The 14,837-nt window shown below is 71.4% G+C and carries 13 protein-coding genes; 8 read left to right on the forward strand and 5 right to left on the reverse strand.

The genetic code is table 11. The features are described from left to right. Positions 1-157: 157 nt before the first annotated feature. Positions 158-3,682, reverse strand: coding sequence for a DNA polymerase III subunit alpha (gene dnaE / locus ACYVF7_RS42385; RefSeq protein WP_460351639.1), 3,525 nt, complete (start codon positions 3,680-3,682; stop codon positions 158-160). 387 nt (positions 3,683-4,069) lie between these two features. On the opposite strand from dnaE, the gene ACYVF7_RS42390 reads away from it, so the two are divergent. Then, a complete protein-coding gene (locus ACYVF7_RS42390; RefSeq protein WP_460351640.1) occupies positions 4,070-5,500 on the forward strand; it encodes an amino acid permease in 1,431 nt (476 codons plus the stop codon). 184 nt (positions 5,501-5,684) lie between these two features. Here ACYVF7_RS42390 and ACYVF7_RS42395 read toward each other — a convergent pair whose 3' ends face one another. Then, the gene (locus tag ACYVF7_RS42395; RefSeq protein WP_460351641.1) at positions 5,685-6,566 is read right to left on the reverse strand and encodes a chorismate mutase; all 882 of its coding nucleotides are present in this window, start codon (positions 6,564-6,566) and stop codon (positions 5,685-5,687) included. Positions 6,567-6,870: 304 nt separating this feature from the next. On the opposite strand from ACYVF7_RS42395, the gene ACYVF7_RS42400 reads away from it, so the two are divergent. From ACYVF7_RS42400 to ACYVF7_RS42425, 6 genes are all read left to right on the forward strand, one after another. Further along, positions 6,871-7,947: a sigma-70 family RNA polymerase sigma factor gene (locus ACYVF7_RS42400; RefSeq protein ID WP_460351642.1), complete on the forward strand. Its 1,077-nt coding sequence runs from the start codon at positions 6,871-6,873 to the stop codon at positions 7,945-7,947. Continuing rightward, positions 7,944-8,696, forward strand: coding sequence for an AraC family ligand binding domain-containing protein (locus tag ACYVF7_RS42405; protein ID WP_460351643.1), 753 nt, complete (start codon positions 7,944-7,946; stop codon positions 8,694-8,696). The genes ACYVF7_RS42400 and ACYVF7_RS42405 overlap by 4 nt, the downstream gene beginning before the upstream one ends. A 94-nt stretch (positions 8,697-8,790) precedes the next feature. Continuing rightward, a complete protein-coding gene (locus ACYVF7_RS42410) occupies positions 8,791-9,144 on the forward strand; it encodes a phosphotransferase-like protein (RefSeq protein WP_460358412.1) in 354 nt (117 codons plus the stop codon). Then, positions 9,083-10,213 carry a uroporphyrinogen decarboxylase gene (gene hemE, locus ACYVF7_RS42415; protein ID WP_460351644.1) on the forward strand — a complete coding sequence of 377 codons (1,131 nt, stop codon included), beginning with the start codon at positions 9,083-9,085 and terminating at the stop codon, positions 10,211-10,213. Before ACYVF7_RS42410 ends, hemE begins: the two co-directional genes overlap by 62 nt. 107 nt (positions 10,214-10,320) lie before the next feature. Continuing rightward, complete coding sequence (locus tag ACYVF7_RS42420) at positions 10,321-11,031, forward strand: AzlC family ABC transporter permease (protein ID WP_460351645.1); 711 nt, start codon at positions 10,321-10,323, stop codon at positions 11,029-11,031. A 13-nt stretch (positions 11,032-11,044) separates the two neighbouring features. Then, a complete protein-coding gene (locus ACYVF7_RS42425) occupies positions 11,045-11,356 on the forward strand; it encodes an AzlD domain-containing protein (RefSeq protein ID WP_460351646.1) in 312 nt (103 codons plus the stop codon). A 57-nt stretch (positions 11,357-11,413) separates the two neighbouring features. Here ACYVF7_RS42425 and ACYVF7_RS42430 read toward each other — a convergent pair whose 3' ends face one another. Beyond that, entirely contained in the window at positions 11,414-11,956 is a 543-nt protein-coding gene (locus ACYVF7_RS42430) for a CGNR zinc finger domain-containing protein (protein WP_460351647.1), read from the reverse strand. A 47-nt stretch (positions 11,957-12,003) separates the two neighbouring features. Here ACYVF7_RS42430 and ACYVF7_RS42435 point away from each other — a divergent pair, with 47 nt between their 5' ends. Next, a complete protein-coding gene (locus ACYVF7_RS42435) occupies positions 12,004-12,933 on the forward strand; it encodes a 2-dehydropantoate 2-reductase (protein WP_460351648.1) in 930 nt (309 codons plus the stop codon). 40 nt (positions 12,934-12,973) lie between these two features. On the opposite strand, the gene ACYVF7_RS42440 is transcribed toward ACYVF7_RS42435, so the two are convergent. Together ACYVF7_RS42440 and ACYVF7_RS42445 are read right to left on the reverse strand one after the other, a co-directional pair. Then, positions 12,974-13,975: a M24 family metallopeptidase gene (locus tag ACYVF7_RS42440; RefSeq protein WP_460351649.1), complete on the reverse strand. Its 1,002-nt coding sequence runs from the start codon at positions 13,973-13,975 to the stop codon at positions 12,974-12,976. Beyond that, positions 13,972-14,823 (reverse strand): oligopeptide/dipeptide ABC transporter ATP-binding protein, encoded by an 852-nt coding sequence (locus ACYVF7_RS42445; protein ID WP_460358414.1) that lies wholly within the window; start codon positions 14,821-14,823, stop codon positions 13,972-13,974. Before ACYVF7_RS42445 ends, ACYVF7_RS42440 begins: the two co-directional genes overlap by 4 nt. Positions 14,824-14,837 lie beyond the last annotated feature (14 nt).

The raw sequence follows: 14,837 nt of genomic DNA on the forward strand, positions 1-14,837 counted from the left end.
TCGGACGGCCGGTCGCGTCCGGGCCACCGCGTCCCCCGCTGTGACTCGCGGTGTGGGACCGGGACGGCCTGTCGCGTCCGCGCTGTGACAAGGCCGCAGCGCGGCCCCGCCCGACACGGCGGGCCGCGGAGGCCCGCCGCCGGGGCGGGCGGGCCGGTCAGACCAGGCAGGTGGGGCCGAGGAGCTGCTTGAGGTCGCCCATGAGCGCCGGGGAGGCCGTGACCCGGAGCCTGTCGTCGAGACGGACGACGGTGGTCCGGGGGCCGTTCTGCAGCTGCAGGTGGACCTCGGTCTGACCGGGGTGGGCGCCCAGCACCTCCTTCAGGCTCTGCACGACCGGCGGGGTCACCCGGGTCACCGGCATCGAGACGGTGAGCGGCCGGCCGGAGTCGGCCACCGTGAGGTCCGGCTGGGTGACCTCCATGGCGATCAGCTTCGGGGTGTCCTCGCGCTTGTCGAGGCGGGCCTTGACGACGAGGATCGCGTCCTCGGCCAGCAGCGTCGAGCACAGCTGGTACGCCGACGGGAAGATCATCAGCTCGATCGCGCCCTCGAGGTCCTCCAGGACGGTCAGCGCCCAGGAGTCGCCCTTCTTGGTGACCTTGCGCTGGAGGCCCGACACCAGGCCGCCGACGGTGACGATCTGGCCGTCCGCCCGCTCGTCGGCGGTGAGAGCGGCGATCGAGCAGTCGACGTTCGCGGACAGGATGTGCTCGATGCCGAGCAGCGGGTGGTCGGAGACGTACAGGCCGAGCATCTCGCGTTCGAAGGCGAGCAGGGTCGTCTTGTCCCACTCCCCCTCCGGGATGGCGATGTCGAACGTCGTGTCCACGACGTCCTCGCCCCCGCCGAACAGGGAGTCCTGCCCGATCGCCTCGTTGCGCTTGATGTCGATGATCGCGTCGATGGCCTGCTCGTGGACCATGACGAGGCTCTTGCGCTCGTGCCCGAGGCTGTCGAACGCGCCCGCCTTGACCAGGGACTCGACGACCCGCTTGTTGCAGACCTGTGGCGGCACCTTGCGCAGGAAGTCCTGGAAGTCGGTGAAACGGCCCTTCTCGGTGCGGGCCTTGACGATCGCGTCGACGACGTTCTCGCCGACGTTACGGATCGCGGACAGGCCGAACAGGATCTCGGTGTCACCCTTCGGCGTGAAGTCGGAGTCGGATTCGTTGACGTCGGGCGTGAGCACCTTGATGCCCATGCGGCGGCACTCGTTGAGGTAGAGCGCGCTCTTGTCCTTGTCGTCCTTGACCGAGGTGAGCAGCGCCGCCATGTACTCGGCGGGGTAGTTCGACTTGAGGTAGGCGGTCCAGTACGAGACCAGGCCGTACCCGGCGGTGTGCGCCTTGTTGAACGCGTAGTCGGAGAAGGGCAGCAGGATGTCCCACAGCGCCTTGATCGCCGCAGCGGGGTAGCCGCGCTCCTGCATGCCGGACTCGAAGGTGGCGTACTGCTTGTCCAGCTCCGACTTCTTCTTCTTGCCCATCGCGCGGCGGAGCAGGTCCGCCTGTCCGAGGCTGTAGCCCGCGACCTTCTGCGCGATGGCCATGACCTGCTCCTGATAGACGATCAGGCCGTAGGTCGTGTCGAGGATCTCCTTGAGGTCGTCCTCGAGCGCCTCGTGGATCGGGCTGATCGGCTGCTGGCCGTTCTTGCGCAGCGCGTAGTTGGTGTGGGAGTTCGCGCCCATCGGGCCGGGGCGGTACAGCGCGAGGGCGGCGGAGATGTCCTCGAAGTTGTCGGGGCGCATCAGCCGCAGCAGCGAGCGCATGCCGCCGCCGTCCAGCTGGAAGATGCCGAGCGTGTCGCCGCGGGCCAGCAGCTCGTACGCCTTCTTGTTGTCCAGCGGCAGCTTCAGCAGGTCGAGCTCGACGCCCTTGTTGGCCTTGATGGCCTTCAGCGCGTCCTGCATGATCGTCAGGTTCCGCAGGCCCAGGAAGTCCATCTTCAGCAGGCCGAGCGTCTCGCAGGTCGGGTAGTCGAACTGCGTGATGATCACACCGTCGGAGTCACGGCGCATGATCGGGATGTGGTCGGTCAGCGGCTCCGCCGACATGATCACGCCGGCGGCGTGCACGCCGGTCTGGCGGATCAGGCCCTCGAGGCCCTGCGCCAGATCCATGATCTGCTTGACGTCGGTCTCTTCCTCGTACAGCTTGCGCAGTTCGCCGGCCTCGCCGTACCGCGGGTGCTTGTCGTCGAAGATCCCCGACAGCGGGATGTCCTTGCCCATGACGGCGGGCGGGAACGCCTTGGAGATGCGGTCGCCGAGGGCGTACGGGAAGCCGAGGACGCGGCCCGCGTCCTTGATCGCGGCCTTCGCCTTAATGGTGCCGAAGGTGGCGATCATGGAGACCTTGTCGGCGCCCCACTTCTCGGTGACGTAGCGGATGGCGTCGGCCCGCCCACGCTCGTCGAAGTCGACGTCGATGTCGGGCATGGACACACGGTCGGGGTTGAGGAACCGCTCGAAGATCAGTCCGTGCGGGAGCGGGTCCAGGTCGGTGATGCCCATGGCGTACGCGACGAGCGACCCGGCCGCCGAGCCACGGCCCGGACCGACCGCGATCCCGTTGTTCTTCGACCACATGATGAAGTCGGCGACGACGAGGAAGTACGACGGGAACCCCATCTGGCAGATGACGTCCATCTCGTACTCGGCCTGCTTGCGGTGCTCCTCGTCGATCCCCTCGGGGAAGCGCCGCTCCATGCCCCGCCAGACCTCTTTGCGGAACCACGACTCCTCGCTCTCGCCCTCCGGCACCGGGAAGCGCGGCATGAGGTTGCGGAACTCGAACATGCCGGACGCGTCGACGCGCTCGGCGACGACGAGGGTGTTGCGGCAGCCCTCGGCCCAGATGTCGGAGGTGTCGACCGCCCGCATCTCGTCGGCGGTCTTGAGGTAGTAGCCGGAGCCGTTGAACTTGAAGCGGCCCGGGTCGGACAGCTGCTTGCCGGTCTGAATGCACAGCAGCGCGTCGTGGGCGGACGCCTCGGACTCGCGCGTGTAGTGGGAGTCGTTGGTGACGACGGGCGGGATGCCGAGCTTCTTGCTGATCTCGATGAGCCCGTCACGGACCTGGCGCTCGATGTCGAGACCGTGGTCCATGACCTCCAGGAAGTAGTTGTCCTTGCCGAACAGTTCCTGGTACTTGGCGGCGGCCTCCAGGGCCTTGTCGAAGTGGCCGAGGCGCAGCCGCGTCTGGACCTCGCCGGAGGGGCAGCCGGTGGTGGCCATGAGGCCGGCCGAGTGCTCGGCCAGCAACTCGAAGTCCATCCGCGCCCACTTGCGGATGAACCCCTCGGTGTAGGCGCGGCTCGTCAGCTTGAACAGGTTGTGCAGGCCCTCGGCGTTGCGCGCCCAGATCGTCTTGTGGGTGTAGTGACCGCCACCGGAGACGTCGTCGCCCTTCTGGCTGGGCTCGCCCCAGCGCACCGGCTCCTTGTGGAACCGGGAGGCGGGCGCGACGTAGGCCTCGATCCCGACGATCGGGGTCACGTCGGCGGCCGTGGCCTGTTTGTAGAAGTCGTACGCACCGTGGGTGTTGCCGTGGTCGGTCATCGCGATGGCCGGCATCTTCTGCCGCTCGACCTCGGCGAACATCTCCTTGAGACGGGCCGCTCCGTCGAGCATGGAGTACTCGGTGTGCACATGCAGATGCACGAACGAGTCACTCATGCGCGATGCGCCTCCTTCAGGCATGGCGACGCCCCACGTGCCCGAAGCACGCGCCGCGTCGGAAGTCGTCGTCTGGGGTGAGAGCCGGCCGGAAGCCGGGACCCTTGAGCCTAACGGTGCCACCGGGGCCACCGGGGCTCGACACTCCGGATGTCCGGTTTATACCTGTTTTCGGTCGGCGACGCCTCCCGTTCCAGGCGACGCGCTCCCGCGCGCGGCCGGCGGGCCGGTCGGCGACGGTTGCCTCACCTACCAGGGTCTACCTCATTTCCGGCGGGGAATCGACCGACTTCGCGTCGCGGCTCGAACACGCTCCGCGAGCTTGTAAGGTCGGTGGCCGTATCGCGGTTTTGGGGGAGCGACAAACCACTGCAGTTCGGAGTGTGTGTGTCGACAGCACTGAATCATCAGGACACGACGTCCGAGGGCGAGGACGCCGGCTACGCCCAGTCGCTGGGCAACCGGCAGGTCAAGATGATCGCCATCGGCGGGGCGATCGGCGTCGGCCTGTTCCTCGGGGCGGGCGGCAGGATGGCCACCGCCGGACCCGGGCTCGTCCTGTCCTACGCCCTGTGCGGCGTGGCGGCGTTCTTCGTCATGCGCGCGCTCGGCGAACTGGTCCTGCACCGGCCCACCGCGGGCAGCTTCGTGTCGTACGCGCGGGAGTTCATCGGCCCGTGGGCGGGGTTCGCCAGCGGCTGGATGTACTGGCTGAACTGGGCCATGACCGGCGTCGCGGAGACCACCGCCGCCGGCATCTACGTCCACAAGTGGCTGCCGCAGGTGCCCCAGTGGGTCACGGCGCTGGCCGCGCTCGTCGTGCTCCTCGCGGTGAACCTCGTGTCGGTACGGCTCTTCGGCGAACTGGAGTTCTGGTTCTCCGTCATCAAGGTGCTCGCCATCGTCGTCTTCCTGTTCGTCGGCCTCGGGCTGGTGCTCGCCAGCGCCCACGTCGGCCACGACCAGGCCGGCGTCGCCAACCTCACCGCCCACCACGGGTTCCTCCCCAAGGGCCTGCCGATCGTCCTGATGAGCCTGCAGTCGGTGGTGTTCGCCTACTCGGCGATCGAACTCGTCGGCATCGCCGCCGGTGAGACCGCCAACCCGCGCAAGGTGCTGCCGAGCGCCATCAACAGCGTGATCTGGCGGATCGGCGTCTTCTACGTCGGCTCGGTGCTGCTGCTGGCCATGGTCCTGCCCTGGACGGTGTACAGCGCCGACGAGAGCCCGTTCGTCACCGTGTTCTCCCGGCTCGGCGTCCCCGGCGCCGGCGACATCATGAACGCGGTCGTGCTCACCGCCGCCCTGTCCTCCTGCAACTCCGGCCTGTACTCCACCGGCCGCGTCATGCGCGCCCTCGCACTCAAGGGCGAGGCGCCGGCCTTCGTCGGGCGGATGAGCTCGCGGCACGTGCCGTACGGCGGGATCCTGTTCACCTCGGTCGTGCTGCTGGCGGGCGTCGTGCTCAACTACGTGGTGCCGAAGATGGCCTTCGACATCGCCACCTCGATCGCCTCGCTCGGCGTCGTCACCGTGTGGGCGACCCTCGTGTTCTGCCAGCTCCGGCTGCGCGCCAGGGCGGAGCGCGGCGACGTCGAGCGGCCGTCCTTCCGGATGCCGGGCGCCCCCGTGACGAACTGGATCACGCTCGGCTTCCTCGGCCTCATCATCGTCTTGATGGCCTTCTCCGACCAGGCGAACAAGATCGCCTTCTGGTGCATCCCCGGCGTCGTGGTCGTACTGTTCGCCGGGTGGCGGGCCATCCGCTCGCGCCGGGCCCGCCTGACCCCGACCGGAGACGACGACCGGGGAGCCTGACCCCGACCGGAGACGACGGCCGGCACACCTGACCCCGACCGCGGGTCCCCGGCCAGCCTGCCTGACCCCGACCGCGGGTCCCCGGCCGCAGGCTCCCGGCCGGGACCTGCGAGCGCTCAGGCCGGAGTCTCGGCGAGAGCCTACGGGGGCTCAGCGCGGGGTCCCTGCGGGGGCTTACGGGGGCTCAGGCCGGGGAGAGGTCGTGCTCCTCGGACGCCTCCAGGCCGGTCTCGATGACGGCCGTCATGATCCGGGCGAGCCGGTCGGCGCCCAGCCGGGGGGCGCGCCGCGCCATGGCCTCGACGATCTCGCGTTCGCGTCGCGGGTCCCGGCCGGCGAAGCCGCCGACCGGCTTGAGCCGCTGCACGGTCGCCGCGAACTCGGCGCGGCGCTCCAGCAGCGTGGCCAGGGCCGCGTCGATCCGGTCGATCGCCGCGCGCGCGTCGGGGATCGTCTCCGGCTCCTCGTCGCGGACGAGCGGCCCGAGCAGGGCCGCCTTGGCGCGCACCTCGGCCACCAGGTCCGGGCCGGCGTCCTCGCCGAGGAACAGCCCGCGCGCGCCCGCCGACAGCGCCGCGACCGCGAGGTCCGGGGCGGCGGAGACGTCCACGAACACCGGATGGCGGCGCCCGGCCTCCCGGACCAGCGCCAGGTCGATGGTGGCGTGCGGCAGGTGCGTGCGGGTGCCGGTCTCGCAGAGGGCGACGTCGCGGTTGCCCTCGGCGACGCAGTACTCGGCCGCCGCCAGCCACTCCTCCAGCGTGGCGGCCGGGGCCCGCTGCACGACGACGGGCAGTCCGGTACGGGCCACCGCTCGCAGGAGCTGGAAGTCCTGCATCCAGGCTCCGCCGACCACGACGCCGTCGGCGTGCGTCACGACGGCCGGGAGGTCGCGCGCGGAGAACGGCTCCACCAGCAGCGGCCCCCCGTACGAGCGGCGCACCCGCGTCAGCTCGCCGGCCGCGTCCACGCGACCGTGCAGGCGGCGCAGGCTGACCACGGCGACGTCCGGCGCGGCGGCAGGGCCGGCGATCATCACGGGCTGGTCCGGATCGTGCAGGTCCATCGGTCTCTCCCTCCGGGCGGGCCCGGAGCCGAGCCGCCCTACTCACGCTGAAAAACGCGAAAGGCAGAGCCCGTGGGGCTCTGCCTCGGCCGGCTCGGGGGTCGTCGCTCAGGTCACGTCGACCGGCTCACCCGAAGCCGGCTGCATAAAGGCGAAATAGCGACGATCCACGTGCCCAGGGTAACCGCGACGATTCCCTGCATGCCACCGCGCGGGACCCTCGTCTCGGTCAATGAGACGAGGGCCGCCCGGCGGAACGTTCACCTCCAGTCATGCCCCAGGTCACGGCCGTTCTGTCAGTGGTGTGCCGTATACAGGGAGAACGGCCTGCGGACGGCCGCCGGTCGCCCGGAGCGATGGGGAGACGATGAGCACGGACAACGCCGTCAAGGAGGATTTCCTGCGCGAGGCGGCTCCGTACCGCCGTGAGCTGCTGGCGCACTGCTACCGCATGCTCGGCTCCGTGCACGACGCCGAGGACCAGGTCCAGGAGACCTACATCCGGGCCTGGCGCTCGTACGACTCCTTCGAGGGCCGGTCGTCGCTGCGCACGTGGCTGCACCGGATCGCCACCCGCACCTGCCTCACCGCCCTGGAGAGCCGGGGCCGTCGGCCCCTCCCGACCGGGCTCGGCAGCCCGAGCGCCGACCCGTACGACACGCTGGTCGAGCGGTCCGACGTGCCCTGGCTGGAGCCCGTTCCCGACGCCATGGCCGGTGCCGAGCACGCCGACCCGGCGGCGATCGTCGCCTCCCGGGAGAGCATCCGGCTCGCGCTGATCGCCGCCCTGCAGCATCTGCCGCCCCGGCATCGCGCGGTCCTCATCCTGCGCGACGTGCTGAAGTGGCGGGCCGCGGAGGTGGCGGAGGCCCTCGACACGACGACCACCGCGGTCAACAGCGTCCTGCAGCGCGCCCGCGCCCGGCTCGACGAGGTCGCCGTCCCCCAGGACGATCTGGCCGAGCCGGACTCGCCGGAGCAGCGCGAGCTCCTCGCCCGTTATGTCCAGGCCTTCGAGGAGTACGACGTCGCCGCCATCGAGCGGCTGCTCACCGCCGACGCCGTCTGGGAGATGCCGCCCTTCACCGGCTGGTACCAGGGCCCGGAGGACATCGGCCGCCTCATCGCCACGCAGTGCCCGGCCGACGGCCCCGGCGCGATGCGGCTGGTGGAGACCCGGGCGAACGGCCAGCCGGCGTTCGCGGTGTACATGCGCGCCGCCGACGGGGCCCACCACGCGTTCGCCCTGCAGGTCCTGACGACCGGCCGTGCGGGGGTCGGGCACGTCACGATGTTCTTCGACCTGCGCCTGTTCACGCTCTTCGGGCTGCCCGCCGTGCTGCCGTCCGCGCCGGAGCGGCCGATAACATCGGTGCCATGAGCCGGGAGGTGGCGCGCTATCGGCGGCACCCGGCAGAGCCGGGTGTCGACCTGCTGAGCGCCCGCTACGTCACCCACCGCTACAGCAGGCACGCCCACGCGACCTACACCGTGGCGCTCATCGAGTCCGGGGTGGAGGAGTTCGAGCACGCCGGCTCGCTCCTGCGGGCCGCCGCCGGCCAGGTCGCGCTCCTCAACCCGGAGGTCGTGCACAGCGGGCACGCGGGCATCCCCGAGGGCTGGCGCTACCGCGTGCTCTACCCCGCCGTGGACGTCGTGGCGGAGCTCGCCGCCGAGCTGGGCGCCCCCGGCGGCACGCCCTACTTCCCCCACACAGTGGTGGACGACCCGGAGGCGGCCCGGCTGCTCCGCGCCGTTCACCGCAGCGCCGACGCCGGTGACGCCCTCGCGTCCTCGTCCACGTTGCACCACGCCCTCGCCGGGCTCCTGCGGCGCCACGCCGCCCGGCCGCCCCGCTCGATGCCCGACGGCGCACCTCCGCGCGCGGTCCGCGCCGCCCGCGAGATCCTCCACGAGCGGCTGCCCGACCCACCGTCCCTCGACGACCTGGCCGCCATGGTGGGCACCGGGCGGTTCGCCCTGCTGCGCGCCTTCCGCGCCGCATACGGCCTGCCGCCGCACGCCTACCTGACGAATCTCCGGGTTCAGCGGGCCCGTACGCTCCTGGACGCCGCCGGCGGCCCGCCGAGATCGCCGCCGACCTCGGCTTCACCGACCAGGCGCACCTGACCCGGCATTTCAAGCGAATCGTCGGCGTCCCACCCGGCGCCTACCTCCTCGGCCGCCCCACCTGACCGACCAGCTCGACGAAAGGACGATCCGGCTGGAGGTCCACCCCGGGACAGCAGGCGCCAGGATCATCATCGATGACGTCTTCCTCGGCGGGGCGGCGTCTCAGCAGCGGTGGCAGCAGGCCCTGGCAGGGCCGGCCGCGCTGTGGGTTGGCGTCAGGTGCGACGGCGCGGTCGCCTGCCCGCCGGATCGCCCAGAGCATGAACGGGGTCAGGTTTCCCCGGGCTCGGCGTCGCTACGATGGCAACGGCTTATTGCCGGGGCTTCAAGCCTGCTGACTGAGCCTCGCCGAGGCCAGGGGCAACTCAACAGGACGGAACAGCGTGGACACAGGTACACGGCGAGATGTCGGTCTGGAGCCGGTGTCCGGCGACGTTCAGCCTAAGAAGCTGCTCCTGCGTGCGCTCGCGGGTGAGCGGACCGAGCGGCCGCCGATATGGCTGATGCGGCAGGCGGGACGGTACCTGCCCGAGTATCACCGGGTCCGTGAGGCCGCCGGAGGCATGGTGGGGCTCTGCAATTCGCCCGAGCACGCCGTCGAGGTCACCCTGCAGCCGATCCGCCGCTTCCCGCTCGACGCCGCCATCGTCTTCGCGGACCTTCCGCAGGTCGCCGCCGCACTGGGCCAGACCCTGGACTACCGGGCCGGCGAAGGGCCGATTCTGACGCCCCCGGTCCGCTCGGCGGCGGACATGGCCGGCTTCCTGAGCGCTTCCCGCCTCCACGAGGAACTGGCCCCGGTCTACGAGACGGTCAGGCAGCTGACCCGCGCTCTGCCCCCCGAAGTGGCCCTGATCGGCTATGCCGGCGCACCGTGGACCATCGCCACCTACATGGTCGAAGGACGCGGCGGCGGCCCGTCGGAGCACTCCGTCGTCAAGCAGTGGGCGCTGAGCGACCCCGATGGATTCCAGCCCCTGATCGACCTGCTCACGACCGCCGTCATCCAGTTCCTTGACCGCCAGATCGAGGCGGGCGCGGAAGCGGTCCAGTTGTTCGACACCTGGGCCGGGATACTCCCGGACGCCTTCTTCGAGCGCTGGTGCGTCAAGCCGGCTGCCGCCATCGTCGCAGCGCTGAAGGCCAAGCACCCGGACATTCCGGTCATCGCCTTCCCGCGGGGCGCCGGGCTCTCCTACGACGGGTTCGCCCGGGCGACCGGCGCGGACTGCATCGGCCTGGACGCCACAGTTCCTCTCGAATGGGCCGCCAAGAGGCTGCAGCACGGCCTGGGGCGCTGCGTGCAGGGCAACCTCGATCCTCAGCTCCTGGTCGCGGGCGGCCCCGCGCTCCATGCCGAAACAGAGCGCATCCTGCGTGCCCTGAGCGGGGGGCCGTTCGTGTTCAACCTGGGACACGGCATCGTCAAGACCACGCCCCCGGAGCACGTCACCGCCCTGGCCGAGCAGGTGCGCGCCTGGACCACGCCCGTTCCGCCGGGCCTGCCGGGATAGTCACAGGAGCGACGGCCGACCGGACGGCACACGCAGGTATCCCGCCCTCGCGGCGGGCCGCAATTTCGTGCAAGACCACCACACTCCGGGCCTCCTAGCCTGCGGGTATGCATTCGGACATACGCTCAGCCGTCCGCGACGGGCTGGGGGTCGGGTTGGCCGTCGGCCTGTCGGGGCTGGCGTTCGGCGCCGCGGCGGTCGCGGCCGGGCTGGGAGTGGCGCAGGCCTGCGCCCTGAGCCTCGTGGCGTTCTCGGGGGCGTCACAGTTCGCGCTGATCGGAGTGGTCGCCGGCGGCGGCAACCTGATCGCGGGGGCCGTCGGCGCGGTCCTGCTCGGCGGCCGGAACGCCCTGTACGGCCTGCGGCTCGCACGGACGCTCGACGTACGCGGATGGCGCCGGCTGCTGACCGCCCAGGTCGTCATCGACGAGACGACGGCCGTGGCCACCGCGCAGCCCGGCCCACGGGCGGCCCGCGCGGGGTTCTGGGCCACCGCCGTCAGCATCTACACCACCTGGAACCTCGCCACCCTGCTCGGTGCGCTCGGCGCGGCCCGGCTGGGCAACCCGGAGACGTACGGCCTCGACGTGGTCGGGCCCACGGCGTTCCTCGCCCTGCTGTGGCCGCGGCTGACCTCCGGGGGCACCGAACGCGTCGTCGCGCTGCTCGCGATGGCGATCGCGGTCGCGACCACGCCGCTGCTGCCCCCGGGCGTGCCGGTCATGGTCGCCGCCGTCGCCGCGCTGGCCGGGCTCATCCGGCGCCGCACACCCTCATCCCGGCAGGCCGGCGAGCGCAGGGAACTCTCGGAAGTCTAGAAGGAGGAAGATCATGGCCGTCTGGATCGCCGTCGTGGCGACCGGGCTGGGCTGCTACGCGCTCAAGCTCACCGGGCTGGTCGCCCCGCAACGGGTACTGGACGACGAGCGGGTGCGGCGGTTCACCGCGCTGGTGCCGGTCGCGCTGCTGACCGCGCTGGTCGCCGTGCAGACGCTCGCGCACGGCCGCACCCTGGAGCTGAACGGTCCCCGTTTGGCCGGTATGGGCGCAGCCGTCGTCGCGCTGCTGCTGCGCGCCCCGTTCCTCGTCGTCCTGGTCGTCGCGGCCGCCGTCGCCGCCGGCCTCCGCGCCCTGGGCGTCTAGGACGTGTCCGGTGGATCTGGTTCGCCGCGCAGCCGGACGTAGATCCACCGGACACCCTTAGCCCGGTGTGCGGTAGCGAGCCATTTTCGTGCGGGCGCCGCAGGTTTCCATCGAGCACCAACGGCGACGGCCGGCCCGGCTTTCGTCGACGAAGAGCAGCCAGCAGTCTTCGTGGCCGCACTCGCGGATCCGGCTCGCCAGCGGGCTGCTGATCAGCGCTGCGCCATCTTGCGCGAGGAGGCCGAGCAGGCCTCGGACGTCGGTCTGCGGCGGGTGCAGCGTGAGTTCTCCCGCCTGCCGTTCGAGGTGGCCACCGGGAACCGGGCGAGTGGCCCAGTGGTTCACCACGTCCAGGTCCGCGTCCGGAGTGGTGAACAGGCCGTAGAGGGCCTCTCGTAGTTCCCGTGCCTCCAGGAGGTTCCTGGCGGAGACCTTGGGCGGATCATCGGCCATTCCCGCCTCCTGGAACCACCGGGCCAGGTCATCCGGGCCGCGGAGCCGTTCGAACGCCTGGCCGCCGCGTTTGCCCAGGGTCGCCGTGAAGTTCACCGATGGCCTGCCACCCAGCCAGCGGAATGCGAGTTCAGCCGCGCCCACCATGCGGTCAGCCTATCGTGGTTACCAGTTCAACCGGTAACGTCTGCGGGATGGGACTCAGAATCGCAGTGATCGGCGCCGGCGGCGTCGGCGGATACTTCGGCGGCCGTCTTGCCGCGGCGGGGCACGACGTCAGCTTCGTCGCGCGCGGCGAGCACCTCGCGGCGCTGCGGCGGGACGGCCTGATCGTGACGAGCGTGGCCGGCGATTTCGTGGTCGCTCCGGCGCGGGCCACCAACGACACGGCGGAGATCGGCGAAGTCGACCTCGTCCTGCTGGGGGTCAAGACGTGGCAGCTCGGGCCCGCGATCGCCGCGTTGAAGCCGCTGATCGGCAGCGAGACCGCGGTCGTCACAACGCAGAACGGCGTCGACGCTCCGCAGCAGGTGGCCGACGTCATCGGCCAGGGCGCGGTCCTGCCGGGTGCCGTGGAGGTCATCGCGTTCCTCGACGGGCCCGGCCGGGTACGCCAGATCGGTGGCGGAAAGCTCACGTTCGCCGAGTGGGACAGCCGGCCGACGGCGCGGGTGGCGAAACTGCGTGACGCCATAAGAGAAACGGGTCTTACCGCCGTGGTGGCCACGGACGTCTGGGCCGCACTCTGGGAGAAGTTCCTCGCGCTGGCGTCGCTCGGCGCCATCGGCGCGGTGACCGACGCCCCCTACGGCGTACTGCGTGCACACGAGGGCGTACGGCAGTTGATCGCGGACAGCATGACCGAGATCCAGCAGGTGGCGCGGGCGAAGGGCATCAGGCTCTCCGACGACATCGTGGCGGCGGAGATCGCGTTCCTGGACCGGCTTCCGGCGGACGGGACCACGTCGCTGCAACGCGACATCCGGTCCGGCAGGCCATCGGAGCTGGAGGCGTGGACCGGCACCGTCGTCCGCCTCGGCCGGCAGACCGGCACGCCGACCCCGGTCAACAGCCTGTTGTACGAGCTGGCGAGCGCGCGGGCGCAGGGCCTGTCCGCCCGCTGAGTACTCCATGTCCGGACCGCCCAACGCGATCGCGCACGCGCTAAGGGTCGACCACGGAGAGCAGGCGAGGCGTCTGGTTGAGCCGGCGGGCGCCGATGTCGGTGCAGACGACGACGTCCTCGATGCGCGCTCCGTACAGTTCGGGCAGGTAGACGCCCGGTCCGATCGACATGGTCATGCCCGCGTCGAGGACGGTTCCGTCCTCGGGCGTGAGGTACGGCGGCTCGTACTCGTCGAGGCCGATGCCGTGGCCGGTCCGGTGGAGGATGAACGCGCCGTACCCGCTGCCGGCGATGACCTCGCGGGCGATCGCGTCGATCTCGGCGGCCGTGACGCCGGGGCGCACCGCCTCGCAGGCGGCGGTCTGGGCGGCGAGCACGACGGAGTACATCGCCTCGAAGTCCTCCGGCGGCTCGGCCACCACGAACATCCGCGTGGCGTCGGAGCAGTGACCGCCGTACCGGCCGCCGAGGTTCACCCGGACGGCGTCACCGGGGTTGATCACCCGGTCGGACGGGCGGTGGTGGGGATCGGCCGAGTTCTCGCCCGCCGCGACGGCCACGGACATGATCTCCTCGTGCCCGCTCTCGAGCAGCAGGATCCGCAGCCGCCGCGCCATCTCGCGCTCGGTCGCGCCGGACCAGGTGAGGTCGCACGCCGCGACCAGCGCCCGGTCGGCCGCGATCGCCGCGCGTTCCAGCAGGTCGATCTCCTCGGCGGACTTGCGCATCCGCAGCGGCGCGAGCAGGGGCGCGGCGGAGGCGATCGGCGTCTCCGGGCCGAGCGCCTCCTGCAGGGCGAGCAGTTCGTGAGCCGGCATCTGCGGATCGACCGCCACCCGCGCACCGGCGGGGATGCGCGAGACCGCCTCGCCGAACGCGTCGGCGGCGTGGACCGGCGGGCCGTCCGGCGTGACGACGAGGAACCCGTGGAGCGTCGCCCCGGTGAGGTATCTCAGGTTCGACGACGGCCGCAGGACGAGCGCGTCGACGCCGTGCGCGGTGAGGAGGGCGCGGAGCCGGTCCAGGCGTTCTCCGCTCACTCGGCGGCCGAGCCCGCTGTGTCCGGGCCCGCTGTGTCCGCACCCGCTGTGTCCGCACCCGCTGTGTCGTAGAGCCAGCAGGCCACCCCGCCCAGTTGCACCGGTTCCCGGACGGAGCAGACGTCCATCGCGCTCGGGCAGCGCGGGTGGAACCGGCAGCCCGAGGGCGGCGCCGCGGGGTTCGGCACGTCGCCGGGGAGTTCGGCGGGCAGCGTGCCGGAGCCGTCCGGCGCGGGGATCGCGGCGAGCAGCGCCCGGGTGTAGGGGTGCTTCGGGTCGTCCCAGACCTCGGCGGTGCGACCGGTCTCCACGATCTTGCCGAGGTACATCACCGCGATCCGGTCCGCGATGAGCCGTACCACGGACAGGTCGTGGCTGATGAACAGCAGCCCGGCGCCGGATTCGACGGCGAGGGACCGCATCAGCCCCGCGACCTGTGCCTGCGCGGAGGCGTCCAGCGCCGAGATGGGCTCGTCTCCGATCAGCAGGGACGGCCGTGCGGCGAGGGCGCGGGCGATGGCGATGCGCTGCCGCTGCCCGCCGGAGAACTCATGCGGGTAGCGGCCGGCCATGTCCGCGTCGAGACCGACCCGCTCCAGGAGCTCGCCCGGTGTCGCCTTGTCGCCGATCCCGTCGGCGATCTGCCTCCCCACCCGGCGGCGCGGGTTGAGCGAGGCGTACGGGTCCTGGAACACCATCTGGATCCGGGTCAGTTCCGGATCGCGGCGGCGCAGGCCGAGCGGGCGCACCGGGCGGCCCTCGAAGGCGACCGAACCCGCGGTGGGGGCGGTGATCCCGCAGATCGCGCGGGCGAGCGTCGACTTCCCGCAGCCGGACTCGCCGACCAGGCCGACGACCTCGC

This window comes from Actinoallomurus acanthiterrae, assembly GCF_054775715.1.